Source organism: Actinomadura rubrobrunea NBRC 15275 (genome assembly GCF_001552235.1).
Lineage (GTDB): Bacteria > Actinomycetota > Actinomycetes > Streptosporangiales > Streptosporangiaceae > Spirillospora > Spirillospora viridilutea.
On the sequence record NZ_BCQU01000220.1, the window covers coordinates 1 to 904 of the forward strand.

The following is a 904-nucleotide window of genomic DNA, read 5'->3' on the forward strand; positions in this document are numbered from 1 at the left end:
GGGTCGGATGGTTAGCATCAACGGCCTCAGCGCTGGCGCGTACCAGCGGGTACGGGAATATCAACCCGTTGCCCATCGACTACGCCTCACGGCCTCGCCTTAGGTCCCGACTTACCCTGGGCGGATCAGCCTGCCCCAGGAACCCTTAGTCATCCGGCGCACACGTTTCCCACGTGTGAATCGCTACTCATGCCTGCATTCTCACTCCCATAGCCTCCACCGTTGGATCACTCCACGGCTTCACCGGCCACAGGACGCTCCCCTACCCATCACACCCACACGGGCGCAATGCCACGGCTTCGGCGGTGTGCTTGAGCCCCGCTACATTGTCGGCGCGGAATCACTTGACCAGTGAGCTATTACGCACTCTTTCAAGGATGGCTGCTTCTAAGCCAACCTCCTGGTTGTCACGGCAACTCCACATCCTTTCCCACTTAGCACACGCTTCGGGGCCTTAGCCGATGATCTGGGCTGTTTCCCTCTCGACTACGAAGCTTATCCCCCGCAGTCTCACTGCCGCGCTCTCACTTACCGGCATTCGGAGTTTGGCTGACGTCAGTAACCTTGTCGGGCCCATCAGCCACCCAGTAGCTCTACCTCCGGCAAGAAACACGCGACGCTGCACCGAAATGCATTTCGGGGAGAACCAGCTATCACGGAGTTTGATTGGCCTTTCACCCCTAGCCACAGGTCATCCCCCAGGTTTTCAACCCTGGTGGGTTCGGGCCTCCACACCGTCTTACCGGCGCTTCACCCTGCCCATGGCTAGATCACCCCGCTTCGGGTCTACAGCATGCGACTATGACGCCCTCTTCAGACTCGCTTTCGCTACGGCTACCCGACACCGGTTAACCTCGCCACACACCGTAACTCGCAGGCTCATTCTTCAAAAGGCACGCCATCA

At 59.3% G+C, this 904-nt stretch carries 1 rRNA gene; it reads right to left on the bottom strand.

From position 1 onward, the window contains the following. A 23S ribosomal RNA gene (locus AR3_RS29115) occupies positions 1–904 on the bottom strand; the annotation flags it as partial.